We start from the raw sequence: 23,897 nt of genomic DNA, 5'->3' as shown, positions 1-23,897 counted from the left end.
CTTGAGATGGATTTCATGACATGATGATAGTGGTAGACGGCTGGCTATCTCTGAATTCTCGATCGACTATCTATACTCGTAGTGAACGATCACAGACCTCAGTTCGTGTTGTACTCATGCTGTCTATCTTGCACCCCTCATTCAACCCGTCCAGCAATTAACAGAAAGCACGTGCACGATGTAGAGTATGAGTGCAGCACGACCGGTGGGAGTAGATAGAAGACGAATCGACGTTCGATATCACGGCGTCATGTTCCAGAGGCACTAAGGCGGACATCCGTGCTCGTGTCTCATTCGACCGGCTGGGGCTCTGGGAACTGGTAAAAGCCGTAGAGAACCTCCTCGTGCGGTTTGTAGAGGCGAACATAATAGATCCAGCCTTCTGGCGTGTAGAGGAAGTTCGACTGATTTGGATCACCACCGAAACGAATCGTGACGCTGCCGTCATCGTCTCGTTCTGCGTTCTCGCTGTTAATCGAGTACGCATCGTACTCATTCTCCTCGAAATATAGGTCGCTGTTGTAGACGCTGATATCCCAGAATGCATCGGCGGGAACATTTTCAAAAGTGAGCGTATATGGCGTTTCTCCATCGTTCTGTGGAGGCGACTCGTAGAAGAAGAAATTTTCAGACGCCGGCAGTGCCCCCCAGATTCCGGAGCCGACAAAAAACTCGACGGGATCAACCCCGCCTTCATCGCCAAATCCGTACTCCGGCATTCTGTTCCTAGTGTTTATGATCGTGTTGAGCGCTTCGGTGATTGTGTTGAGTGAGTCCTGATCCCAGTCGGGAAGTTCTACCGTTCCTAGGGATGGTTGACTTACCTCAATCTCGTCTTGTAGGTTCTGAACTTCCGTTATATCGTTCTGATCGGTTGGATCAACGAACGTTCTGAACCGGACTTGAACGTACCGCGTCTCCATCTTCTCTCGCGTCAACGTGTACTCGCCGGGCTCGTAGATAACTGCCTTCGTGTACGCGTCCTGATAAAGATACGAGCGCATACCCCCGTCTTTAGGCGGGGGTCAAGCGGACAATAGCCTACACACCCACCGACGACGCCACGGCTGGATTTCCCACCATTCTATCGGTAGTATTAGGCAGCCGACGGACCATAGTGTGTAACACGGATGAAGACCACACGACACGCGACCTACAACCTCAACTACCACATAGTGTGGTTGCCGAAGTCTCGCAGAACCGACGGTTCTGCGAATATCGCGGAACAGGGTTCCGCTCAGTACCGCAACTCGGTACTCGTCAACGAGGTCGCCAGCCGTGTCCGGTCCATCCTCCACGAAATAGCCGATGACAAAGGCGTCGAAATACTCGACCTCACCGTACAGCCCGACCACGTTCACCTATTTGTCAGTAGCCCGCCCAAGAACGAACCGGCACTACTCGCCAACTGGTTCAAGGGCAAGACCAAGGAAAGTGAGACAGAACAGGAATCCGTGGAGCGACCTGCCTGAGTGATTGATCTCGACTCCCGACGCTCACGCCGAGCCCGGAATCATCCACTGTCCCTATTTAATACGGTCGAGGTCTCGTCGTGAAGGGTGCCCATGGCGGCTGTCGCGTCGAGACGAGAGTGGTCCTTGGCGGTAGTTCGGTTATGTCGTCGATGGGATCCAACCATCACAGCGAGGCCGTGACATCCGGTCGATTCGTAGCGTAACTGCCTGCGAGATATACGCTATGGGTTCAACACAGGTCTCTCAATACATCGATAATCTAATAGAAGGGGCGGCGTTAGGTGCGCGCCCTGTATTCAGCACGCCCCTCTTGACAGTGGCTTGGTAGTCCGGTCAGATCTTGCTGCATACATTCTCTGTATGCAGCACGACGGCTTCGTTTGTTTCACGCCGAAACCGGTGAACCATCCTCTCACTAGATCTTGCGTAATGCCCATATCTCTCAAAGCACTGAGTGCATCTAATGACGGACCCGGAGACGCCGAGTGACCCCCCCGATCACAGTTCTCCAGAAGAGGTCTTGGAGCGCGTAACCGATGCTGTCTTCACGCTTGACGAAGATTGGCGGTTCACGTATTGCAACGACCAAGCTGAAACTCTGTTCCAGCGAGACCAAGCGGATCTCCGTGGGGAAGTTATCTGGAAGGAGTTTCCCATGTTGACCGACTCACTGTTCCAGTGGAAGCATGAACGTGCGATGGAGACCCAAGAAGATGTCACATTTGAGACGCACTCTCCGCCACAGGACGGTTGGTTCGAAATCCATGCCTATCCCTCTGAAACCGGACTTTCAGTGTACGTACACGACATCACTGACCCGGATGACCGTCAGCAAGAAATCGAGAAACGGGAGCAAGCTCTCCGACGTGCCAATGAGATAATGGCGGCCGCAGACCAGCCGTTCTCCCAGCAGATAGATTCGCTCCTTGAAGTAGTCCGGACGACAGTCGGAACCAAGTTTGCGACCCTCTCACGTGTCAATGAAGGAAGTGGTGAATACATCTTTGAACACGTGGCCGCGCCGGAAGCTGTGGACCTCGAACCGGGTGACACGACGCCGCTAGAGACCCTGCCTAACTGCTCACGTGTCGTCGAGACTGCGGAGACGCTCGTCCTACAGGACGTAAAGTCCGAGGCTCCGGAACTGGTCGACCCCGAGTGGGGTATCGCCTGTTATCTTGGGACCCCGGTCATCGTCCATGGAGAAGTGTACGGAACGTTCTGCTTCTACGGGATGGAGGCGCGGACCGAGGCGTTCTCCGATTGGGAAGTCTCGTTTATTGGTCTGCTCAGCAACTGGGTGAGCAATGAACTCGAGTACAAGGTGTATCAGCAGGACCTCGAGGAGTCCAACGAACGCTTGGAGCAGTTCGCCTACGCCGCCTCGCATGACCTCCAGGAACCCCTGCGGATGGTGACGAGTTACCTCCAGTTACTGGAGTCGCGGTATACCGACGAGCTCGACGAGGACGGCCGGGAGTTCATCGAGTTTGCAGTCGATGGTGCCGACCGGATGCGCGACATGATCGATGGATTACTCGAGTATTCGCGGGTCGAAACGCGTGGGGCCCCCTTAGAGCCGGTCGAGTTGGACACCGTTCTCGAAGACGTTCACCAGGACCTCCAGTTAAAAATCGAGGAGACGGATGCGGAGATCGTCACGGAGACACTCCCCCGTGTCGAAGGCGACGCCGACCAACTCCGGCAAGTATTCCAAAACCTGCTCGACAACGCCATCGAGTACAGTGGCGACGAGCCACCACGAGTGCACGTCTCAGCCGAGCAAGCGGGTGACGAGTGGACGATCTCGGTTCGCGATGAGGGTGTCGGTATCGATCCTGCGGACGCCGACCGTGTCTTCAAGCTGTTCCAGAGCCTCCACACGCAAGAGGAAGGCGCGGGGACGGGAATTGGGCTGGCGCTGTGTGAGCGTATCATTGAGCGCCACGGCGGCGACATCTGGGTCAAGTCCGACCCTCGCGATGGAACAACGTTTGCTTTTACGCTACCGGTAGCAGACGAGTCCAATAACTGAGCGCACTGTACTGAGTGAGTCCTACTTCCAACTCAAGCCGGATCTCATGCGACATTCGCGCTGTGTATTCAGCATGACTCTCTCTCAATATTCATATTAGCTGATGGAAAAGACGGCGTTAGGTGCGCATCTGTAGGTAACACGGGCTCTTCTCGAAGAGTACTCTAACCCAAGAAGAGACACTCGCAATTCTTCCAAAAAAAGACGTCACGCTATTTCATCGATGAATTCGAACCCGTTTCGATACTCCACCTGACCCTCGAACCCCTGTGCATCGAGCGCAACAACAACACTACTGAAAATCACGTCTCGACCCCACCCGACCCAGAAGAGACGTTCAATGATCTACTCACGTATGCTGAACTCCTCACGACCCCACAGCTTGCTCGGTTGTATATCTATATTCTACAGCATGGCCCAGTCACAATCGACAAAATCAAAGACGAACTCGAGATGGCCCACTCAACGACCTACAAGTATATCGGGCAACTCGAGGAAATGAAGATTGTTTCTCGAGACGAAGACGAGACGCCAACAACGGTCATCGCAACACCACTCAAACTCGAAATCGATGGCGCTCACGGCGAGTTCCTTGCGACACCGGCCGTAATCGATGCGATTGGGCGACAACTCGAGAACGACGATATTCGCGTCTTTGTTGATCGGCAAGGAGTTGCCAAACTCGCCGCAGCCGTTCATTATACTCGCCGCATTATGGGGGGCGAGCTCTCCCAACGAACTGCCGCAAACAAACTCGACGTTCACCCAGTCGAGGGGATGACTGTCTTCACTGCGCTCCAGGACGTCCTCGAGGATGCAACGGCGTACGATCCGTACCTCAACCTCGCTGAGTGATGACCGAAGAATCGATTCCGAGCGACAGCGTCGTGATTATCGACAGCAGTATGCTATTCGCGATGGGAGGCCCTTCGAACGAGAAGTGCCAGGCTTTCGAACGGTATGTCCAGCGCCAGAATCTGACGGGATACGTTCCCCAGCAGGTAGCTGAGGAGTTAGGCGAAAGTCCAGATGCGTACGTCTACCAGCGTGATCGATTGAAGGCTGCACAGGACACTGGGTGGCTGCAACCTGGCGAAATTGAGTTCACTCTGGCGTAAATCCGTCTGAGTCAGAGGTCAACGTACTGTGATTCCCACTCACGGCGCTCCTGAATGGCAGTGTTCCCTTCATCAGTAATCGCGTAGTAGTTCGTTCGTCGATCGAGTTCGCCCTTCTCGACGAGTTCCTTATTGACAAGGGTATCGAGATTGGGATACAATCGGCCGTGGTTGATCTCCGTACTGTAGTACCGTTCGATCTCGTCTTTAATATCCTGACCAGATGGGTGATCAGCGTCTGCAATGACATATAGCAAGTCTCGCTGGAATGCTGTAAGACCCTCCATGGTGGCTCTTTTTCTAACCAATCCTTGTTATTCTATTGTATTTGATATTAGATCTATTATTATAATTCAAGAATGATGTTATCCGTGGTTTAGCTTGGATCCGTCCTCTCAAGAATGGTACGTACAGGTGAAGCACATCTGTCTCGTCAACGTCATCTTGTTATACTACGAGCTTCATTTTTGAAGTCGATTCTGATGACTCAGCCAACTGAAGGTGAGACGAGAACATTTGAGCGAACGTTCACAGTCGAAGATGTACAGCAGTTTGCAGAGCTCACTGGTGACGACCAACCCCGTCATACCGAGCCGAATGAAGACGGACGGGTGATGGTACAGGGATTGTTGACCGCGACTCTGCCGACGAAACTGGGCAGTGATAACGAAGTGTTAGCCAGTACGATGGAATTCGACTTTCATCAGCCAGTCTACACTGGTGAACCAATCACGTGCCGATCGACGTTTGATACAGTTGAAGAACGAGATGACCGTTACGAATTCACGTCAGACGTTATTTGTGAGAACGCGGATAATGAGACTGTGTTAACCTCGACGACTAACGGAATTATTTGGAAAAACGAGTAACTCGATCAACGGTACATACGCAGACCTATATACCGGCTGATTCTCCGAGGCACGGAGTGAAATCAATTTTTGTGAAGAGTTTTATGAAACCTTCATCACGTTCTTGTTGACGGGCTGTATACCGTGGTTGTATTTGTCACTTCACAATTAGGATATACAACTCGAGCGACACTCATAACAGAAGGTAGAACACTCGGATCGGTAACTTATATTCGACCCTCGAGTCCGACAGAAATATCAAGTATCTAATAAAATCTACTCTCGTCTCGCTATTGATAAATTCGACGACACCGACATGCCGGAACGTCTTACCCTTCGCTATCCTACTGCAGGACATGACAACAGTAGACAGGAGCGAAAAACGAGAGGAACACATCAAAATGGAGATCGTCGTTGATGCCTACGATCTGCACGAACGGGCAATTGGATGGTACACTTGTCTTGAAGAGACGATTTGATTTCCGTTCGAGGCACGGTGTATCGAAACTCGCGAGGTGTCACCACTTGAAGAGGGCGAAAAAGTGGAAGTCCTGAAGTTGTCCTCGGCCGAAGCGTCAGAGAGCGAGATGTTCGTCACCGTCGAATGGATGACAGAGAACTAGGCGTGCCGCTAGCACAACTGGAGCCAATTGCTGTCGATTCCGATACAAAGCAAGCGGTCGCAGACTGCCACTACTGGGACGGACGTGGCTATCAATTCTGACCGCTGATCGATCTCCCCCTCGAGCAGGCATCTTTCTCTGACAATTGTCGGTACGCTTGGCTCAAGGCCATCCGGTGTGCTTGGAAGACGCTATGAGGGACCGTCTCGTTCTTTCGACCAACCGTGCCCACGTTTGGCCGAACAGAATCCGGGAAGTGGCACATCGTCGGTCCTGATGGATGTCGATATGGGCGAGATTTCGCTGACGAAACCGAGAATGTGCCAGACGAGTCGGTCACAGCAACAGATATTATCGCCTATGATCCACCAGACTCATCAGACGGCAATCAATCTCGTTCAGTATCACTCTCCGCAAGAGAAGGGGCTCTTCTGCAGGGCGAGAAGGATACTCAGCGACTTGTTCTACCGTCCACTATTCGCGAGAGTAACACAGAACTGTGTCGTTCATGCCGTTTGCAACTAGAACGCCACCAGAAGCGACGATCACGAGTTATCACTCAGCTCAAGCAGGTGACATCGCTTCGAGACGGTGACTGGAATCCACTCGAGCACGAGACGAGACGCCCCTGTGATTGGTGTCGGGCTCATGAGTCCACCACCTGGCACACTGATGAACTCAACTGTACAGTTTGTCCAGCCTGTGGCCGGCTTTTCGAGACTCCATTTGGAGAGCCAACTGCCGAAAACCAGCCAGAAGCTAACCGCTTACCGAATACTCCAACTGAACCAGTCGTACCGATCGTGTTTGGAACAACACTCTCAGACTACGATCCGACCGAACTGGTCGGGAGTAATCGGCCGCTGATCAAATACCGCGACAAGCACAAATATGCTGAGCTGGTGCTCGAACTCGAACGGACTGGCCATGGGTTCTCAGCCGAGGGAATCACTGCACTCGAAAAGATCCGCTCGAACTATTCCAACCAAGTCGATGATGACAACACACACCAGACTGATGTCACGCTCGAGGTCGGTATGACTCCACGAACGATAACGATCAAGGGGATATTCCCCGAAGATAGCTCGTCAATAATTGGATCGTGTTGGGACACCGTGAGCGATCCAGACAAGTGGTTCCCGATCGGGTGGCCAGAGCAAGGATGGATCCACCGCCGGTCAGCTGATCCCGAGATCCCTGGAGATGAGCCAGTCGTAGATGCGTTTCCCCGCCTTCAGACACAAACACCAGCTCACTCAGTTGACCTCGAGACGATTCGAGAAGTGACCGAGCCAGGCCGCTATGAGCGAGGAAGCCGCTACTACGAACGAGGATCAGTAACCAATATCGAGTACGTCGACAATTCTCTTCAGGCGACAGTCCAAGGAAGTCGTCCATACACTGTCCAGGTGACTCTCTCAGAGGGAAGCTACGCTAGCGGTCAGTGTAGCTGTCCCGATGATACAGTCCCCTGCAAGCATATCGTCGCTGCCGTATTAGCTAGCGGTGATGTTGAGCCCGTCGGCAGTGGCCAATCGATAGATACTCTTCTTGAAACAGCATCCGCCAAAGAGCTTCGAACTGTACTGACTGAACTCGCGGACGAAGATCTGCGACTCAGGAGACGTCTCTACGAAAGGCTTGGTGAAGACTGACTGCAGTATCGAAGCAACGGTTTGTTCTCTACGGTCTCAAGCCAAGTTTCAAAACAGTTATAGACTACTTGGCCTGGAACTCCTGAGCAGGACTGAACTCGGTGAGGTCCTCAATACGAGCTTCGAGTTCATTAATTTCCTCACGGAGTTCAGCAGCTTCAGGGTCATCACTGGTCGCCAGTTGATCTTTGAGTCCCTGCAATCGTGTTTCCTTGTGTTCTTCATCGACATCCGCTTTCCGGACGTACTCGCGGTCTTCGATCTCATAGACATCGCTCAGCCGAAGTTCAGTTACCTCGAGAGCCTCATCGACCTTACTGGAATCAACGCTGGTGACACGCTCGCGAGGAATACCAGCGTCCTCAAGGCGTGCCAATACGTGATCTTCATCCCGTAGGGATCGATACTCCCGGCTGGTCCGCTGCACCGAGCCAAACTGGGCGTGGATCGGCTGATCGTGGTGGATTCGCTCGAGCAAGACATCAGCTACGTCCTGTCGAAGATCGTCGGCGTTACGTTGCACGTCAGAAAGCAACGTATAGAGATTCACCAATGTGGATGTCTCGAGTCCATTGAGATCGATTACATCGTGGCGCTCGAGCGCAAGCGCCCCAAATCGAATCGGTACCTCACAATACCTCTAATTTGCTCTGTTGAATAGATGCTGAGTCACGGTTACAGTGGTTCACAGAGCGGTTCTATGTTGATAATGGCGGACACCAGGACAATCTCACGGAACTGTCGATACCAGCCGAGCGCTCGCACGGCGTCGCCGAGCGAGCGCTTGGCTGTCGAGTACGACGTTTCGGNCGTTTCGGCCATCCAGCGCTGTGAGTAGCCCTTTGCCCGGTTGAGCACGTTGTTCAGAGCTGCTTTCGGTGAGGATCCACGATAGTGAATGAGGTACTCAACGTCAAATGCGGCAATCTCGTACTCGGTATGCCAGTCTTGGAAGCCGTTGTCGGCGGCGACGGACTGCAGGTCGTCCGCGTTTCGGCGGATGACCTGCGGTCCAGTCTTCGTATCGTGCTTCCACCGTGCTGTGATGTGAACGTCGAGAACCGCAAGCGATTCCACATCAGTTAATGTCGTCACTTTCAGCGTCTGTACGGTACTTCCTGACCGCTGGCGGAAGTACGACGACGCACGACGACGGTCGAAGAACGTGCTGTCGAGAGCGGCGTGGCCAGACTGCGGGTGCTGCTGCACGGAAACGCGCAGCAGCGCCCGCCATACCCACATTTTCAGCCGGTCGAACGATTTGTAGATCGTGCTGTAGTCCGGCAGATCGTCCCGATCTAAGCCGAGTGTTTCACGAATCTCGGCCATATACTTCAGCCGATTCGGCGTTTCACGGTAGCTGTGGCCTTCTTCGAGCCGAAAGCAGTGCAGAACAACGTGGACCCAGCGGGCGAACCCGCCGCTGGCAGGCTCGCCCGCGTGCTTCCCCAACGCTTGTTTAGCTAGGTCACGACACTGCTCAACGAAGTCGAGGAGATCGATTTCCATAGGACAGAATCGAATTCCTCGGCTTCATCCATCTAAACCACCGATATCGGCTGATTAGATCGCTATTCAACAGAGCACTTTGAGGAGGTCTTTGCGAGGAAATCGCCCTTGATGGATTTGTACCCGTTTTCGATCTGCCAGCGTCGACTATACCGCTGACAAAACGTCTCGGCCTCGTCTGGCTCAACTTGGAGGTTCGTCGCAAACACCGCCGTACCCTCACCACTCGTCGACGGAACATACAGGAACCGCATCGAATGCGACCCTGTTTCGACGCGGACGGAGGCTGACTCAACAGCTACCTCCAGATTGTCTTCCTCCATTTGTTTGAGTACGTCTCGTTCAGAACTGGAGACCCGCTTGGGAATAAGGTAGTTCACATTTAGGTTCGAGAGAGTCTGAAACATTTTCATCGAATCGAATTCCCGATCGCACAGAACAGTCTCGATCGAAACATGTTCTTTCGCGCGTTGAACCAGTCGGCGAACGGTACGATGAATCTGGTTTGGCGGGTTCTCGTCCCATGCCGAGCTCTCTCGCACCGGCTCAACTGCGAGGACAAGTGGAATATTCTGTCCGATGATCGACAGCGTCGCAAACTTGAACGCACGGCCCTCTCTGTCTTTCGTCCCGCTGACCATCGGCATCTCCTCAACATCCCCGTAGTAGGGAACGGTTGTGATGTCGATCGCAGCAGTGACCGGACGTCGAAACGACACCTCAGAGGCGATGACCGAAAACAGTCGTTCTGTCGTTTCATTGAAGCCGTTCACAAGCTCTTCAGGATTAAACTGTTTGACAGTGCGGAGGTGGGTGTCACCATGCGGCCCGTACTCTTCGCCACGCCGATATTGGAAGCGAGTAGTTCCCTGAGCGGTGCCACAGCGGACCATCCCCATGAACGTCTGTAACTCGAAAAACTGCGTGTCCTCGTAGGAGGCGTTTCGACCCCGACCGGACTCGAAGTGTCCGAAGGCAGGATCACGTGCGAGGCGCGTCGTCTGGATAATCTCACCCTGTGAGAAAGACTCCTGCTCGTCGGGTTTCTTGGCTACTGCGGGCTCGTCGACGATTTCATTTTTGGGCCGCACCTCGGGAGCTGAGATGTCGCGGTCGTGGACTTCTTTGATAACGAAGTGAGCCGAGGTCTGGACGTATTCGTGGACAGCATCACTGAATCGATTCCGCCACGCCCGAGAGAATGCTGGGTCGTCCGGTACCCGGCTGAATCCGAGGATGCTGGCCACTTCCGGTTGCCGCGTGAGTCGTCGAGCGAACTCAGCGTAGGAGTCGCCGGTGATCTCCATGAAAACGAACGAGAAAATCATTGCACGAAAAGAAAGCGGAGCAGGATGCCATGCTGGATACCCGTCTTCAATCTCGTTGATCGAATGCTCGACATTTTCAAAAGCGGTGACAAGATCGGATTCACCGAGATTGTTTCGGATGTCGAGTCCGAGCTGATATGCTTCAGTCGTCACCTGTCGATGCGCCGATCGTCGAGGAACTGTTGCATCTGTTCGAGCGCAATCTGTGCTTCCGCTCGATTCTCTTCCAAATTCGACACTGTTGACTCCGGAAGCCCTAGCTCATCTGCCAAGAGAATCAGCCGATCAAGGAGCGTGATCTCCAATCGTTCGTTGATCATCCCGATGCTAATGACATCAAGGTCGCGAAGGTCGTCATCTTCGACGTCAAGTACGAACTGATCCTTCTCTGCGAGCAGTCCTTCCATGATCGGACTCCCCTGTTCGCGCGGTTCCATATCAAGTGTCGCGAAGATAGCTTCGATCCTGTCGATCTGGTCGACCGTATCGCCTTCGTGGCCGCCGAAGATGGCTCGTACCTCGTCGCTCGCTGCCGCGGTAGCGAGGTCGCTGTGAAGATCGAGAATTTCAATCTCAGCGTGATAGAGTTTCTGGAGTTCCCGGTCGAAGAGCTCACGCTTGGATGTGATGGACATCTCTATCAGATCTCCTCCGAGCCGTCTTCGAGCAAGTGGTCGCGCAAACAGTCTTGCACTACGTCGGTATCGACAGCCCCACTCTCCATGAGGAGATAGAGGCTACCGGCGGACATGGGTTCGTCCGATTGGAGGTCCTCGAGGAGCTTCGGGATTCCCACATCTGTGGCTTCAATATCCAAGAACGCCGACTCAACGAGCAGGCCGTCTCGGTGCCCGGCACGTCGAAGGGCTGCCGTTAACAGCCGTTCCGGGACCGTGATCTGCGATGCCTGCCCATCACGCATCAGGGTGGCGACACCGATTGTTCGAAGGAGAAACGCGAGGCCGTCACGAACACCGGTCTGAAGATCCTCCTCCACATTCTGCCACTGCTGGCCCCCATCCGTTACTTCGCCAAAGATATCACGCCACTCGTCATCGTCCAATTCGTCGATCAGAATCGAGAAGTCCAGCATCGAGTTATAGACGCGCTCGCGGATGTCCCGCCGGCGTTGGTACCGCTGCTGCTTCGCGTGTTGCCCGTCGTACACCTTCTCACCGGTTAACCATCGGCGGTCTTCGGTGGTGAGCATCGCATTCTTGCGGCCGGTCATATACACCTCAATGAGTGATAGCAGGATAAAACCCGTCCAAAAGTAAATCGGAGATACTACACGGCTATAGAAATATTATTTACCCCGTGGCGAGATAGTCGTATATGAATCGTATCGTGTCTCAGCTGGAAACGACTGCCGCCAGCGGCACTGCTGGGGTGTTCGGAAACGATGGCTGACGTCGAAGCGGCCAGTGCTGTAGATGACTACAGCGGGCAATCGAGCCCTGCAAAACTCGTCGAGATTGCCCGCTATTTTCTCTTCATCGGTATCGTCGGATTCGGCGGGCCGCTCGTCCACATCGCTATGATGGAGGACGATTTGGTCGGCGAGGACTCGCGAGGATGGACCGACGAGTCGATTTTTATGGAGGGGCTGGCGATCTGCAATATGCTCCCGGGACCGGCGTCGACGCAGCTCGGCATCTTCATGGGATGGATTCACGCCGGCAATCCGGGCGCGATCGTCGCCGGGTTCTTCTTCATGCTCCCGACGTTCATCCTCGTCGTCTTCTTCTCTTGGCTGTACTTCGCGTATCAGACGCTGCCAGCGGTTGAAGCCGCCTTCTACGGCATCAATCCGGTCGTCATCGGACTCATCGTCGGGGCAGCGTACTCGATGGCACAGAGCGCCCTTGCTGACGGGCGGTCACATGCCGAGTTCGACATCGGGTCGGATACCTGGTCGGTAGACTTCTTGCTGGTGGCGCTGCTGGTCGCCGCGACCGTTGCGACGGCCACGCTAAACCCGAATCCCGTCCTCGAATTCATCGTGGCTGGACTCATCGCTGTCGCGCTCTATCGGTCGGACTGGGTACGGGCGAACGTGAAACAAATCGCCGCTGCCGGCGTCGTAACAGCCATCCTCGGCGGCCTGTACGCGCTTCGAAGTCGAGTACTCGACCTAGTGGCCCCTCGAGTTCAGACGGCAATTAAGGCCAGTCCGCTCTGGGGCCTCGCGCTCGCCCTTTGGGCGAATCCGTGGGTGAAGCTGTTCCTATTTATGATCTACACAGGCTCGTTCATCTACGGTGGCGGCCTCGTCCTCATTCCGTTCATCGAGAAGTACGTCGTCAACGAGTTCGCATGGTTGACTGCACGTGAGTTCGTCGATGGCATTGCCATCGGCCAGCTATCTCCTGGTCCCGTCGTGATGACGACGGCGTTTGTCGGCTACAAGTTGTTGCTGGATGTCTCTGGCGGCATCGTGTGGATCGCTATCCTCGGAGCGTTGGTCGCCACAATCGGAGCCTTTGGCCCGTCGTTCGTGTTCATTATGGGCTTCTTCCCGTATTTTGCTCGGGTCCGAGAGAACGACGTCGTCCAAACGGCGCTAACCGGGGTCAACGCCGCCGTCGTTGGGGCAATCCTCGGTGCGACCGTTACACTCGCCGCAGAGTCGTTTGTCGACGTATTCACTGTCGTCCTCGCCGTCATTACGTTCGGACTGTTCGTCCGCGGGACGCACGCTGCATATCTGATTCTCGGCGGCGGCGGGGTCGGCGTAGCATGGTACTTCCTCGTCCTATGAGTCAGGCACCCCCAACTACGTACAGAAACAGAGGCACACGACTGAGTTCAGCACGAGTTCATGTATGAGTCAGGAGCAAGTCACGGTCGAGACGGACGAATCGGGGCCGCTAGATACATTTCGGCAGTTCTTCGCGCTAGAGCGGGACGTACTGGTACTATCGCTGGCGATGTTCGCGTTCAGCCTCGGGTTCCAGATGACCAGCCGCTACCTACCCGAGTATATGGTTGCACTTGGGGCCTCAGGGTTCGTTGTCGGCCTCTTCGGGACCATCGGCAACGTCATCTCGGCAGTGTTCCCGTATCCAGGAGGTGCAATCTCCGATCGCATCGGCTCGCGGTACGCGCTCACTCTGTTCGGGTTGATCTCGACGCTTGGCTTTGTGGTCTGGCTGGTCGCGCCGAACCTCGGTGTGATCACTGCCGCCGGCGCGACGATTCCACCCTGGATCTGGATCTTCGTCGGCCTGCTGCTCGCGCAGGGATGGAAGTCCTTCGGGCTCGGGGCGACATTCGCAGTGGTCAAGCAGGCGACTGACCCCTCGCGGCTGGCCGCCGGCTTCGCCAGTACCGAGACATTCCGCCGGACAGCGTTCCTCATCGGGCCGGTTCTCGCCGCTGTGCTTATCGGCTTCCATCCAGACTTTACGGTAAGCTTCCAGTATGTCCTCGGCGTCGCCGTTGTCTTCGGAGTCGTCGGAACAATCGCCCAGCACCTCTTGTACGATGCCAGCGAGGACTCCCTCGGTGACTCCTTTGAGGGGATCGCTCAGATTAAGCGCGATCTGCGGGACATGCCCGACCCGCTTCGGCCGCTGTTGGTCGGTGACACACTTGTCCGTTTCGCCAACGGGATGGTGTACGTCTTCTTCGTGCTGGTTATCACCCAATTCTACCAGGTCAGCTTCGAGACGACAGTCTCGCTAGCTAGCTTCTCGTACGCGATCGATCTCTCACCGGAGGCGTTCTTCGGCTACCTGCTCGGCGTCGAAATGCTGATTGCCCTCATCTCTATGGCGCCAGCAGCGAAACTCGCTGAGCGAGTCGGCCTCAAGCCCGTCGTTGCATTAGGGTTCGCGGTGTACGCGTTGTTCCCGATTGTCCTCATCGGAGGGCCGGAGGTTCTCGATCCGGTGATGCCGCTCCAGTGGGCGATGGTCCTCATCTTCGCGTTCTCCGGGCTGCGGTTTGCGGGGCTGCCCTCTCACAAAGCACTGATCGTCGGTCCTGCCGAAGCCGGCGCGGGCGGGCGCGTCACCGGAACCTACTATCTCCTGCGAAACACTGTCGTTATTCCGAGTGCTGCACTCGGAGGCTATCTGTGGGAGTTCGTCAATCCAGAAATCGCGTTCACTATCGCAGCAGTCATTGGCGTCGTCGGGACTGGATACTTTCTGCTGTTCGGCGAAGAATTCGAGGTGTATGTATGAGCAGAGGAAGTTTCGATCTCGTTCTCGACGACTCGAGTCAGAAGTGACAGTGTCTATCGTCAGTATTCTTCTGGACAACGGAAGATCCACAGACAGGAGAATATGTTTAGTATCGTCGGTAGATCCTCAAATGATACTTCTAGTCGCTCCAATTGAACTCTCGGCTGCCATCCGCGCAAGTAGGCGACACTGATTCCACCAGTAATTCCACTAAACGGGACTGAAAGCGTCCGAACGACGAGGACTGCCGCCGTCGCCGACGTACTCGGGCCCCTACAACGACAACGACAACGACCGCCCCACCAAGCAACAGGTCGTACGCGCCAAGGCTCCCGGGAATCGGAATCACACTCGCGATCTGTGGGAGAGGAATAATGACGAGGGTCGGGAGAAAGACGTTGCTCACGCCGGGACCGGTGAGCGCGACCCAGAGCACAGTTGCAGTCAAGAACTGTTCAATAAGGTCTCCGACCGCGATGAGAGTAAGTGGTTGTTCTCGATAGAGCCCCGATATCCGTGAAAGTCGCGCTACGGTTTGTTCTAGTGGAATTCGTCAAATAGGGCCTTGACGCGTTGCTGCACGTCGTCACGAATCTCACGGACAGTATCGAGATCCTGTCCGTGGGGATCGTCTAACGCCCAGTCCCGAACATCGACATCTTCTGCGTCCAATTCTAGCGTCGAACAGCCCATCGTAGCGACGACATCGCACGATTCGAGCTCGTCGGTCGAGACTTCCCGCGGTGTCCGGTCTGAGAGATCGATATCTCGCTCTCGCATAACCGTGATAACTTCCTCGTGAACGCTCTCAGCTGGGTGTGTCCCGCCCGTGAGAATCTCGATGCTGCCCCCTAGCTCTCGTCGATCGCGTTCTCGCTCAGCGAACGCGGCCGACATCTGGCTGCGGCCGGCATTCTGGACACACACGAATCCCAACTTCGTCGTCGATTCCGTACCCATGAGGAACATCATCTATTATGCCATCTTAAGGGTTCATATGAGGAATATCTCGCCCAATATAGCCCCAAATATCCCTAAATAGCCGCCGTACCAGACGCTGAGAGTCACTCCCGAACACTGTGAGCTAACCCGAAAGCGAGTACCAACGGAGCAGTGAGAACTAGCTCGTCGATCATCCTCGTCGAGTGGTCATAGCTCCCGCGATCCATCGAGGGCGATGAGGACGGCGTTGGCGCGCGCTGTCGCACGATATTTTCGCCACTTCCCCTCTTTACGACGTGTGACGAGCCCAGCATCGGTGAGCTGGGACAGAGCGTGGCTGATCGCGCTGTCGCTGACGTTGAGCAGCGGCGCAAATTCACAGACACAGAGTTCTTCGCCAGCGACATGGAGGATACGAACGATCTTGTACCGGGTTTCATTTGCGAGCGCCGATAGCAATCCAACGTCCGCGTCCAGCGAAGGTCCGCCCGCGGCCGTGTCGATCTCTTCGAGTTCCGCCAGACGTTGGGATACTTCCTCGTCACCACATCCATCCCGTTCGTCGGCGAGATACCGCTGTAGCCGCTCAGTCGATGACATACACATCGATTGATCAGATAGTGGATTAAGCATTGTGGAGCGACTCGCGAGCTACGCGTATTCAATCGACGGCCAATCATTTTAGGATTCTATAAGATGGACTCAAGAAATTCTTCGGCAGCAACACTCTATTTCGACGTGTTAAGACACCCTAATACTGTATTTAGTCTGAATTGCACGCTGGACTACGTCTGTTCCGAGTCGAAGATCTTATGAATATGATTGAATAATTGCTCAACTGAATGCGAGGCAACTCCGTCCACCACGTAATCGATAATAGCCGTATTGTCGGCCAGACAATTGAGCGAACAATCTATTCTCATCAATGACTGAACTTACCCTGTACGAGGAGGCGATGTGTTGCTCCACCGGCGTCTGTGGTCCTGACCCCGACGAGGAACTTGTTGAAGTCAGTGCCGCCCTCGACCAACTCGAATCGGAATTCGAGGACGTTGAGGTCTCGCGGGCAAACATGCAGCACAACATCGACCAGTTCCTCGAAACGCAGCACATCTACGATCTGGTTGAGGAACACGGCCCCTCGATCCTGCCGATTACTGTCGTCGACGACGAGATCGTCGCCAAGTCCGAGTACCTCTCGTACGACGAACTCGCGGCAGCACTCGAAACCACCACCCCGACACAGGAGGCCTAACGCATGAGCACAACGCACACCGACGCGCAAGCGGTCGTCGAGCCGACGAGTGATGAGACCGAATTCGTCTTCTTCAGCGGGAAAGGCGGCGTCGGCAAGAGCACCGTGAGTTGCGCGACGGCAACCTGGCTCGCCGACAACGACTACGAGACACTGCTAGTAACGACCGACCCTGCGCCGAATCTCTCGGATATCTTTGGCCAGGAGATCGGCCACGAGGTCACCGCTATCGACGACATCGAGAACCTTTCGGCCATCGAGATTAATCCGGACACCGCAGCCGAGGAGTACCGTCAAGAGACGATCGAACCGATGCGCGAATTGCTCGGCGAGGATCAGATCGAAACGGTCGAAGAACAGTTGAACAGTCCCTGTATCGAGGAGATCGCTGCCTTCGATAACTTCGTCGACTTCATGGATAGCCCGGAGTACGATGTCGTCGTCTTCGACACCGCTCCCACGGGACACACCATCCGACTGATGGAGCTGCCCTCCGACTGGAACGCTGAACTGGAGAAGGGCGGCTCGACCTGCATCGGGCCGGCAGCCTCGATGGAGGAGCGCAAACAGGACTACGAGCGTGCCATCGACACGCTCCAAGACGACGAGCGGACTTCATTCGTGTTCGTCGGCAAGCCCGAGGGCTCTTCGATCGACGAGATCGAGCGCAGTGCAAGCGACCTCGACGAGCTCGGAATCGAGTCCCAACTGCTGATCATCAACGGCTACCTCCCTGATTCAGTGTGTGAGGATCCCTTCTTCGAGGGGAAGCGGGAAGACGAGCAGGCCGTTATCGAGCGCGCACGGACGGAGTTCGACGCCGACGCGATGGCGACGTACCCACTCCAGCCGGGCGAAATAGCAGGGCTGGACCTACTCGCAGATGTCGGTGGCGTCCTGTACGACGGCGACAAGGCGACCGTCGATGTCGGAACGGCGACCGACATAGACACCGAGACCGCGGTCGACTTCGAGTCGATGGCTGACGCCGAGATGGTTGCCGACCAGCTTCAACCGGGCGACGAGACGCGGTATCTCTTCTTCACCGGGAAGGGCGGCGTCGGCAAGAGTACGATCGCCTCGACGGCGGCGACGAAGCTTGCCGAAGCGGGCCACGAAACGCTCGTCGTTACAACTGACCCTGCCGCCCACCTCGAAGATATCTTCGGCGAGCGGGTGGGCCACGATCCGGCCTCGGTCGGCCAGGCGAACCTCGATGCGGCGCGGATCGACCAAGAGAAAGCACTCGAAGAGTACCGCACACAGGTCCTCGACCACGTCACCGAGATGTACGAGGATAAAGAGGACACCCAGATCGACGTGGACGCCGCAATTGCGAACGTCGAAGAGGAACTGGAGTCGCCGTGTGCCGAAGAAATGGCCGCTCTCGAAAAGTTCGTGAGCTACTTCGATGAGGACGGATACGACGTCGTCGTCTTCGACACTGCCCCCACGGGGCACACGCTCCGACTGCTCGAACTCCCCTCCGACTGGAAGGGCTTCATGGACCTCGGCTCGCTGACGAAGGGTGCTGCACCCGCGAAAGGCGACCAGTACGACGAGGTCATCGAGACGATGAAGGACCCCGACCGGAGCACCTTCGCGTTCGTGATGTACCCCGAGTACACGCCGATGATGGAGGCCTACCGGGCCGCTTCGGACCTAGAAGACCAAGTCGGAATCGAGACCTCGCTGGTGGTAGCGAACTACCTGCTCCCCGAAGAATACGGCGACAATGCCTTCTTTGAGAACCGCCGTGCTCAGCAGCAGGAGTACCTCGGCGAGATCAGCAATCGGTTCGACGTGCCGATGATGCTCGCCCCGCTGCGCCAAGACGAGCCAGTCGGACTTGACGAACTGCGCGCGTTCGGTGAGGAGATCACCGGGCTGGACGATGTCACCGAGGAGACGGAACAGGAGGTGACGGCGTCGTGAGCGAAGCTGTATCGGAGGCGTCAGCCGTCGAAGAGTCACTGCAGGCGTTCATCCAGACGCTCCGTGACTCGGAGATCTATCAGCAGTTCGTCGACGCAAGTGAGCAACTCGAAGCGGACGATGAAGCGCAGTCACTACTCAAAGCGTACCAGCAAAAACAGCAGCAGTTGCAAGGCAATGAATTCGACTCGTCAGTCATGAGCGACCTTCAGAAACTACAGACCGAGCTTTCGAACAACGAGACGATCCAGCAGCATCGGGCAGCGCAAGAGGAGCTCGTCGCCCTTCTTGAACAGACGAACGATGTGATCAGCAAGCAGATCAGACGGGAGTTCGCTCAGTCACTCGGAGGTGGGTGCTGTTGAGCTCATCCGACGAAGACGTGCTGGCTGCCGCCAAAGCGCTCGGTGAGGACCTCGATGTGGCGCAGTCGGAGGCGACAGCAGCCGAGTTTGAGTCGCTGTTGATCGAGTGTAATGAAATGATTAGCGAGGAGATCGGTCTCGAGTACGGAGCCGTCTGCGACGCCGGGAACGACTGCTGCTAACAGCAACTCTGACGGCTACTCCAGTTTTTCTCATATCAGTTAGACGGATTACTGATGGAGAGTAGAGCCGTCGATATCGGCACAGTACAGGGTGTCTGTGCGACCAATTCTTCGATAACACGGAGAAAAGAATCGTTGAGCTAGGAAACGTGGTGAGCGTGGACGTAGCGCCGATACAGCATACAAAGATCGACCTCTGACGGCCGTGAATAGAAGGCACGCATCAAATTCATCCTCCGAGATTGTGAGCTCCGTGTCCACGAGGACTGTCAAAGCCTTCGGAACGAGTTCTCGCAGTACCAGTACGAGGAGAGCGGCGAGTCTGACGACCTACTCAAGGAAAACGACCACGCGATGGACGCGCTGTTCACGCACACGATGCCGGACGAGGACAGCGCCTTCATTATCAGCAGATAACCAGAGCGTATCACAGAACTATTCTCATGGAGTTGTTTTCACCCACATTTCGGTGAACCAACCGCTGCGTAGATGTGCAAACTTACCGCAGAGTTCCACCAGAAACCTCACTTGGAGTAGATTTGCAATTTGTCTCCGTCAATTTGAATATCGTAATCGGCAATAGTGAACGAAATAGAAATCGTCCCCTCGTCAGTAACAAGCGAATCGAGTGCTTCTGGGTGAGAAAATCATACAGTGGGTCGTCCAGAACTGTTTGGAGATGAACTGGTCTAACATCTTCCAAAGAGGCAAGAGCATCAATGACGGCCATGCTTGGTGCTACGTTTGACCAATCGTATTGATTCTGGACTGATTCCGAGCGTATGTTATAGACCATAATAGGTTGGCAAGACACTCAGCGTTCCATTCGCAACACAGCTCTATCGATACCCATATGAGGTAAGCTTAGAATTCGTAGTGAGCAATCTCCACTGATTCGCAGTTGGAACACTTGTCAACGTCTGTTGCGAATTTTTGCCCACAGTTACGGCATTCGTACAGTGTTGTTTTGTTGGCTTCCCTCTTCCAGCGGGCTTTCTTCCGGAATAGTTTAAGCGAGCCCATGATCTACCCCTCAATTGTGAATATTAGGGGGCGATAGAAATCAGTATTTTCCACTATTGTGCCGAATATGGAATTATATGATCAATCTCCTCAGAGCAACACTTGTCTTACCAGGCGATACTCCGATTACTGAAGCGACCACCGAATTTCGAAGTCGGACGTATTTCCCGTTTGGGCCCGTATCAACTGTATGTCGAACGAACAATCGATAGCGGATGCTGAAACTCCCCGTGAGCGCTCACAGGGCCCGGGTGCGAGTCGAGTCGGGTCCGGCGAGCACACCTCCATCGACATCTCCGGTCTCGAGCTCACGTACGGCGACGGAACCGAAGCGGTCAGCGGCGTCGATCTGACGGTTGGTGACGGCGAATTCTTCGGGTTTCTCGGCCCCAACGGCGCGGGCAAGACGACGATGATCAAAGTGCTGGCGACGCTGCTGTCACCGACCGCCGGCGAGGTCCGAGTCAACGGGTTCGACGTTCGAACCGAGCCGCGAAAGGTCCGGGAATCGATCGGCTACATGGCCCAGGAGACGAGCATCGATCCGGAGCTCACGGCAGAGGAAAACATTCGATTCGCGTGTGAAGCCTACGGCGTCCCGCGGGGCGAACGGGACAAGCGAACCGCCGAACTGCTCGACCTCGTCGATCTCGAAGCGGTCGCCGACAAGCGCTCGGAGGAGTTCTCCGGCGGGATGAAAAAACGACTCGACGCCGCGACTGCGCTCGTCCACCGCCCACCGCTGGTCTTCCTGGACGAACCGACGACCGGTCTCGATCCGAAGGCGCGCAATCGGCTCTGGGAGTACTTCCAACGGATCAACGAGCAGGGGACGACGATTTTCCTCACCACGCAGTATCTCGAGGAGGCCGACACGCTCTGTGAGCGGTTGGCGGTGATTCTCGACGGCGAGATTGTTGCCGACGGATCTCCCGCCGATCTCAAGCGGCAGGTCGGTGGCGACGTCCTCGATATCGAACTGGGCGATGGACCCGGGGCTCAGGCGCGCGCCGTGACAATCGCACACGAGTTCGACGACTTCGATAACGCGACCGTCGAGGAGACCGAGACGGGAATCAGCGTCACCGCACAAGCGGCCCGTCAGTCGGGAACGGACCTCCTCGTTGCACTGCGAGACGCGGGGCTGATCGTCACCGGATTTAACGTTCGCGCGCCGACGCTGGACGACGTGTTCCTCGCGATTACGGGCGAGCGTGTCGACACCGACGGTGGTGCGGCCGCGACGGAGGAGTCCACATGAGCACGCCGACCGAGTCGGGGAACGCCGACCGCGAGATGATGAGATCCGCAAACACCTTCGCCGGGGACGTCTGGATCAACCTCAAGCGGTGGAACCTCAAAGCCGTCCGGAACCCGTTCGTCCTCGTCGTCTCGCTCGCACAGCCGTTTATTTTTCTCGTACTGTTCACGGAGGTGTTCGGCAACGTCGCCGGCGGCGCCGTCAGCCAGGGGCTTCCAGGTATCGACTACACCACGTTTCTTGTCCCGGCAATCGCGATCCAGGTCGCACTCGCGTCGGCAGTCACCTCGGGAATCGGGCTGGTCAATGACATCGAGAACGGCATGTTCGAGAAGGTGCTCGTCTCGCCGATGAACCGAACCGCCGTGTTCGTCGGGAAGACCCTCGCAGAGGTGTTCCGTATCGGCCTCCAGATAGCCATCATTCTCGGACTCGGCGTGGTCCTCGGCGCGGAGATTACGACCGGCGTCGTCGGTGCCGTCGGGATCATGGCGGTCGGAATCCTCTTTTCGTTCTGGTTTATCGCGTTCTCAAACATGCTCGCGGTGCTGACTCGAGACCAGGAGTCGACGATCATCGGCGCGAACCTCCTGCAGTTCCCGCTGTTGTTCCTCTCGAGTGCCTTTCTCCCCCTCGAGGCGCTCCCGAACTGGATTCAGCTGTTCGCTCGAATCAACCCCGTCACGTACGGCGTCGATGCCGCACGTGCGATTATGCTCGACGAAGACGTGATGACCGTCCTCGAGGTGACAGCGTTCGGCGGCGCGCTCGATACGATCGTCCCCGCCGTCGCCGTTCTCGTTGGTCTTGGGTTTATGTTCGGTTCCGGGGCCGTATATTTGCTTTCGAGGGCCTCGAGTTCGGACGTTCGGTAATGGGCGTTCCGTGACCCGACACCACCTCGCGTGCTGCTTTTATCCCTCCGATGCGTAGACGTCGATGGCACAATTGATATGGCCGACTATAGTAGTCATTAGAAGTAATTACTCACTTTTGGAAGAGGCAGTTGATCAAGAGCGGTATCAATCGCTGTTGTGAGCTCAGGAAGCGAGTCAAAGAACCGGTTGCTAAGGGCTGCTTGGAGCTGTCTCCAGCACTCCTCGACTGGATTGAGTTCGGGAGAATACGCCGGTAACCTCACGAAGGCGAGGTCGTCACGGGCCGCCAGGTCCGTGACGGCCGATGCCTGAAAATACGGAGCTCCATCCAGCACGATAATCAAATCATCTTCGAACTCTTTGCATAACGCAAGAATGAAATGTTTTGCGTGGGCGGCGGTCGCGTACTCTTCGAACCGAGAGAAAAAGCGATCACCGTTCTCGGTGATCGCGCCCAACAGACACGTCCAGTCGCGTTGCCCAGACAGTTCGACNGGCCGCGTGCCGCGCGGAAACCACGCGGCACGCGGCTCAACTTGGACGGATTTCTTGGTTTGATCGATACAGACTACTGTGGCGTCCATCTCTCGCCGCTTTTTTGAGTTCTTCGCGGAACGTTTCTTGGTCCTCAGCATCTGATTCGGCGGCTGTAGGGCGTGGTTTTTGATAGCTCAATCCCGCTTCTTTGAGCAACCGCCGACAGCTCGGGATTGAGTACTCGACATCGTAGGTTTCGTCAAGATACTGCTGGACGAGCGCCGGCGTCCACGCCGGCGCGTCTACCCCAACTTCCTCGGGAGATTCGTGGACTGTGTCTTCAAACTCTTGCTGCTCTTTTTCTGAGAGTTTTCGCTTTCTCCCAGATCGGTGAGCATCAGTGACAGCCTGCTCAAGCGACTCGTCAGTGCCGAGTCGCTTGAGCCAGCTGTAGATTGTTCGCCGGCCGGTGTTATGCCACTCGGCTAGTTCAGTCTGCGTAACGCCGTTTTTGTACGCANGTCGTGAAGTTCTTCGACGGAGATTTCGTCGAGATGATCCATTAGAAGCTGCAACAACCTATGGGTGGAAAATTCTAACGGTTACTATACCTCGGTCGGTGTATACTCTGTATGTAATGCTCCCGACGCTGGTTAAACTCACTCCTCGTCGCTTTCCTCACGATCATGGCGCGTCTGCCGACCGGCCAGTGTGTCCGGCCAATCGTCGCGCTGGTACTCGCCGGCGTGTTCGGTGTTGATGTGCTCAGTAAATTCTCCCTGTCCCCCGAACGTCCTC

21 protein-coding genes and 5 pseudogenes are annotated in these 23,897 nt (G+C 55.6%); 15 read left to right on the top strand and 11 right to left on the bottom strand.

All coding sequences use genetic code 11. The features are described from left to right. Positions 1–290: 290 nt before the first annotated feature. Positions 291–1,004 (bottom strand): DUF1214 domain-containing protein, encoded by a 714-nt coding sequence (locus tag C492_RS08815; protein ID WP_008422543.1) that lies wholly within the window; start codon positions 1,002–1,004, stop codon positions 291–293. A gap of 126 nt (positions 1,005–1,130) precedes the next feature. Between C492_RS08815 and tnpA the strand changes: the two are divergent. The 4 genes and pseudogenes from tnpA to C492_RS08795 form a co-directional block, all read left to right on the top strand. Further along, positions 1,131–1,421, top strand: a pseudogene (gene tnpA / locus C492_RS08810) (IS200/IS605 family transposase); the annotation flags it as partial. Between the two features lie 517 nt (positions 1,422–1,938). Continuing rightward, entirely contained in the window at positions 1,939–3,510 is a 1,572-nt protein-coding gene (locus C492_RS08805) for a sensor histidine kinase (protein ID WP_008422541.1), read from the top strand. 390 nt (positions 3,511–3,900) lie between these two features. Beyond that, complete coding sequence (locus tag C492_RS08800) at positions 3,901–4,365, top strand: DUF7437 domain-containing protein (protein ID WP_008422540.1); 465 nt, start codon at positions 3,901–3,903, stop codon at positions 4,363–4,365. Next, positions 4,365–4,628: a hypothetical protein gene (locus C492_RS08795; protein ID WP_008422539.1), complete on the top strand. Its 264-nt coding sequence runs from the start codon at positions 4,365–4,367 to the stop codon at positions 4,626–4,628. The genes C492_RS08800 and C492_RS08795 overlap by 1 nt, the downstream gene beginning before the upstream one ends. Before the next feature lie 11 nt (positions 4,629–4,639). On the opposite strand, the gene C492_RS08790 is transcribed toward C492_RS08795, so the two are convergent. Beyond that, entirely contained in the window at positions 4,640–4,915 is a 276-nt protein-coding gene (locus tag C492_RS08790) for a PadR family transcriptional regulator (protein ID WP_008422538.1), read from the bottom strand. A gap of 195 nt (positions 4,916–5,110) precedes the next feature. On the opposite strand from C492_RS08790, the gene C492_RS08785 reads away from it, so the two are divergent. From C492_RS08785 to C492_RS25250, 3 genes and pseudogenes are all read left to right on the top strand, one after another. Then, the gene (locus tag C492_RS08785) at positions 5,111–5,497 is read left to right on the top strand and encodes a MaoC family dehydratase (protein WP_008422537.1); all 387 of its coding nucleotides are present in this window, start codon (positions 5,111–5,113) and stop codon (positions 5,495–5,497) included. 335 nt (positions 5,498–5,832) lie between these two features. Next, positions 5,833–6,200: pseudogene (locus C492_RS08780) on the top strand (calcium-binding protein). Positions 6,201–6,902: 702 nt separating this feature from the next. Beyond that, positions 6,903–7,754, top strand: coding sequence for an SWIM zinc finger family protein (locus C492_RS25250; RefSeq protein ID WP_239643412.1), 852 nt, complete (start codon positions 6,903–6,905; stop codon positions 7,752–7,754). 64 nt (positions 7,755–7,818) lie between these two features. On the opposite strand, the pseudogene C492_RS22640 reads toward C492_RS25250, so the two are convergent. From C492_RS22640 to C492_RS08745, 5 genes and pseudogenes are all read right to left on the bottom strand, one after another. Further along, positions 7,819–8,358 (bottom strand): annotated as a pseudogene (locus C492_RS22640) (hypothetical protein); the annotation flags it as partial. Between the two features lie 71 nt (positions 8,359–8,429). After that, positions 8,430–9,263, bottom strand: a complete 834-nt coding sequence (locus C492_RS08760) for an IS5 family transposase (protein WP_008422533.1) — start codon at positions 9,261–9,263, stop codon at positions 8,430–8,432. Between the two features lie 62 nt (positions 9,264–9,325). Then, a complete protein-coding gene (locus tag C492_RS08755) occupies positions 9,326–10,744 on the bottom strand; it encodes a transposase (protein WP_152424857.1) in 1,419 nt (472 codons plus the stop codon). Further along, positions 10,741–11,226 (bottom strand): ferritin-like domain-containing protein, encoded by a 486-nt coding sequence (locus C492_RS08750; protein WP_008422531.1) that lies wholly within the window; start codon positions 11,224–11,226, stop codon positions 10,741–10,743. Before C492_RS08750 ends, C492_RS08755 begins: the two co-directional genes overlap by 4 nt. 5 nt (positions 11,227–11,231) lie before the next feature. Continuing rightward, entirely contained in the window at positions 11,232–11,822 is a 591-nt protein-coding gene (locus C492_RS08745; RefSeq protein WP_008422529.1) for a hypothetical protein, read from the bottom strand. 171 nt (positions 11,823–11,993) lie between these two features. Here C492_RS08745 and chrA point away from each other — a divergent pair, with 171 nt between their 5' ends. Both chrA and C492_RS08735 read left to right on the top strand, forming a co-directional pair. Further along, positions 11,994–13,352 (top strand): chromate efflux transporter, encoded by a 1,359-nt coding sequence (gene chrA / locus C492_RS08740; RefSeq protein ID WP_008422527.1) that lies wholly within the window; start codon positions 11,994–11,996, stop codon positions 13,350–13,352. Positions 13,353–13,416: 64 nt separating this feature from the next. Beyond that, on the top strand, positions 13,417–14,781 hold the full coding sequence (locus C492_RS08735) for an MFS transporter (RefSeq protein ID WP_008422525.1): 1,365 nt from the start codon (positions 13,417–13,419) through the stop codon (positions 14,779–14,781). A gap of 540 nt (positions 14,782–15,321) precedes the next feature. On the opposite strand, the gene C492_RS08730 is transcribed toward C492_RS08735, so the two are convergent. Both C492_RS08730 and C492_RS08725 read right to left on the bottom strand, forming a co-directional pair. Then, positions 15,322–15,741 carry a low molecular weight phosphatase family protein gene (locus C492_RS08730; protein ID WP_049892901.1) on the bottom strand — a complete coding sequence of 140 codons (420 nt, stop codon included), beginning with the start codon at positions 15,739–15,741 and terminating at the stop codon, positions 15,322–15,324. Positions 15,742–15,930: 189 nt separating this feature from the next. Beyond that, positions 15,931–16,323 (bottom strand): ArsR/SmtB family transcription factor, encoded by a 393-nt coding sequence (locus C492_RS08725; protein ID WP_008422521.1) that lies wholly within the window; start codon positions 16,321–16,323, stop codon positions 15,931–15,933. Between the two features lie 325 nt (positions 16,324–16,648). Between C492_RS08725 and arsD the strand changes: the two genes are divergently transcribed. The 4 genes from arsD to hcsS are packed head-to-tail and all read left to right on the top strand — an operon-like array spanning position 16,649 to position 19,460. Further along, positions 16,649–16,978, top strand: coding sequence for an arsenite efflux transporter metallochaperone ArsD (gene arsD / locus C492_RS08720; RefSeq protein WP_008422519.1), 330 nt, complete (start codon positions 16,649–16,651; stop codon positions 16,976–16,978). Between the two features lie 3 nt (positions 16,979–16,981). Next, the gene (gene arsA, locus C492_RS08715; RefSeq protein WP_008422517.1) at positions 16,982–18,913 is read left to right on the top strand and encodes an arsenical pump-driving ATPase; all 1,932 of its coding nucleotides are present in this window, start codon (positions 16,982–16,984) and stop codon (positions 18,911–18,913) included. Then, positions 18,910–19,278, top strand: coding sequence for a halo-CC-star protein HcsL (hcsL, locus tag C492_RS08710; RefSeq protein WP_008422515.1), 369 nt, complete (start codon positions 18,910–18,912; stop codon positions 19,276–19,278). The genes arsA and hcsL overlap by 4 nt, the downstream gene beginning before the upstream one ends. Continuing rightward, entirely contained in the window at positions 19,269–19,460 is a 192-nt protein-coding gene (gene hcsS, locus C492_RS24965) for a halo-CC-star protein HcsS (protein ID WP_008422512.1), read from the top strand. The genes hcsL and hcsS overlap by 10 nt, the downstream gene beginning before the upstream one ends. Positions 19,461–19,984: 524 nt before the next feature. Here hcsS and C492_RS25870 read toward each other — a convergent pair. Beyond that, positions 19,985–20,086, bottom strand: a pseudogene (locus tag C492_RS25870) (hypothetical protein); the annotation flags it as partial. 587 nt (positions 20,087–20,673) lie between these two features. On the opposite strand from C492_RS25870, the gene C492_RS08700 reads away from it, so the two are divergent. Together C492_RS08700 and C492_RS08695 are read left to right on the top strand one after the other, a co-directional pair. Further along, positions 20,674–21,744, top strand: coding sequence for an ABC transporter ATP-binding protein (locus C492_RS08700; RefSeq protein ID WP_008422508.1), 1,071 nt, complete (start codon positions 20,674–20,676; stop codon positions 21,742–21,744). Then, on the top strand, positions 21,741–22,619 hold the full coding sequence (locus C492_RS08695; protein ID WP_008422506.1) for an ABC transporter permease: 879 nt from the start codon (positions 21,741–21,743) through the stop codon (positions 22,617–22,619). Before C492_RS08700 ends, C492_RS08695 begins: the two co-directional genes overlap by 4 nt. A gap of 98 nt (positions 22,620–22,717) precedes the next feature. Here the strand turns inward: C492_RS08695 and C492_RS25865 are convergent. After that, positions 22,718–23,662 (bottom strand): annotated as a pseudogene (locus C492_RS25865) (IS630 family transposase). Positions 23,663–23,897: the final 235 nt, after the last annotated feature.

It is taken from the genome of Natronococcus jeotgali DSM 18795 (assembly GCF_000337695.1).
Classification (GTDB): domain Archaea; phylum Halobacteriota; class Halobacteria; order Halobacteriales; family Natrialbaceae; genus Natronococcus; species Natronococcus jeotgali.
Note: the sequence above shows the minus strand (reverse complement) of the source record. Positions and strands in the feature narration are given on the sequence as shown.

Excerpts from the sequence above, each read along its gene's own strand:
- C492_RS08745 (WP_008422529.1), bottom strand. The coding sequence starts at position 11,822 with ATGACCGGCCGCAAGAATGCGATGCTCACCACCGAAGACCGCCGATGG.
- chrA (WP_008422527.1), top strand. The coding sequence starts at position 11,994 with ATGGCTGACGTCGAAGCGGCCAGTGCTGTAGATGACTACAGCGGGCAA.
- C492_RS08695 (WP_008422506.1), top strand. The coding sequence starts at position 21,741 with ATGAGCACGCCGACCGAGTCGGGGAACGCCGACCGCGAGATGATGAGA.
- C492_RS08730 (WP_049892901.1), bottom strand. The coding sequence starts at position 15,741 with ATGGGTACGGAATCGACGACGAAGTTGGGATTCGTGTGTGTCCAGAAT.
- C492_RS08700 (WP_008422508.1), top strand. The coding sequence starts at position 20,674 with ATGTCGAACGAACAATCGATAGCGGATGCTGAAACTCCCCGTGAGCGC.
- C492_RS08815 (WP_008422543.1), bottom strand. The coding sequence starts at position 1,004 with ATGCGCTCGTATCTTTATCAGGACGCGTACACGAAGGCAGTTATCTAC.
- C492_RS08790 (WP_008422538.1), bottom strand. The coding sequence starts at position 4,915 with ATGGAGGGTCTTACAGCATTCCAGCGAGACTTGCTATATGTCATTGCA.
- C492_RS08725 (WP_008422521.1), bottom strand. The coding sequence starts at position 16,323 with ATGTCATCGACTGAGCGGCTACAGCGGTATCTCGCCGACGAACGGGAT.
- C492_RS08785 (WP_008422537.1), top strand. The coding sequence starts at position 5,111 with ATGACTCAGCCAACTGAAGGTGAGACGAGAACATTTGAGCGAACGTTC.
- C492_RS08795 (WP_008422539.1), top strand. The coding sequence starts at position 4,365 with ATGACCGAAGAATCGATTCCGAGCGACAGCGTCGTGATTATCGACAGC.
- C492_RS08805 (WP_008422541.1), top strand. The coding sequence starts at position 1,939 with ATGACGGACCCGGAGACGCCGAGTGACCCCCCCGATCACAGTTCTCCA.
- arsD (WP_008422519.1), top strand. The coding sequence starts at position 16,649 with ATGACTGAACTTACCCTGTACGAGGAGGCGATGTGTTGCTCCACCGGC.
- C492_RS08735 (WP_008422525.1), top strand. The coding sequence starts at position 13,417 with ATGAGTCAGGAGCAAGTCACGGTCGAGACGGACGAATCGGGGCCGCTA.
- arsA (WP_008422517.1), top strand. The coding sequence starts at position 16,982 with ATGAGCACAACGCACACCGACGCGCAAGCGGTCGTCGAGCCGACGAGT.
- C492_RS08750 (WP_008422531.1), bottom strand. The coding sequence starts at position 11,226 with ATGTCCATCACATCCAAGCGTGAGCTCTTCGACCGGGAACTCCAGAAA.